The organism is Priestia sp. SIMBA_032 (genome assembly GCF_046535215.1).
In the GTDB taxonomy this organism is placed as follows: domain Bacteria; phylum Bacillota; class Bacilli; order Bacillales; family Bacillaceae_H; genus Priestia; species Priestia aryabhattai.
This window is the reverse complement of sequence record NZ_JAWRXD010000686.1, coordinates 1-271: the sequence shown is the minus strand read 5'-3', so window position 1 is coordinate 271 and position 271 is coordinate 1. Positions and strand designations below refer to the sequence as shown.

Below are 271 nucleotides of genomic sequence, written 5' to 3'. Positions count from 1 at the left end.
CGTTTCGAGGGGGTGGGGGCCGAACCGCCCGCTTTGCGCCGCGTGGCGCACGCGCTAAAGTCGCCGCCTCGCGCCCCGGGCTTGGCGGAACCGGTAGACGCAAGCGACTTAAAATCGCTTGGGCATTGCCCGTGCGGGTTCGAGTCCCGCAGCCCGGACCAGCCGCGCGGCGGGGGCGGGACCTTTCGGCCGGCGGTGGTGTTGCGCACCGCTGCGCGGTGGGCAACCTACCGGGGCCGAGGGCATGCGTCGGTCGCCCACGGCCGGCGGC

At 74.5% G+C, this 271-nt stretch carries 1 tRNA gene; it reads left to right on the top strand.

Going from position 1 to position 271, the window contains the following annotated elements:
- Positions 1-75 precede the first annotated feature (75 nt).
- A tRNA-Leu gene (locus tag SB717_RS36015) sits at positions 76-161 on the top strand.
- Positions 162-271: the final 110 nt, after the last annotated feature.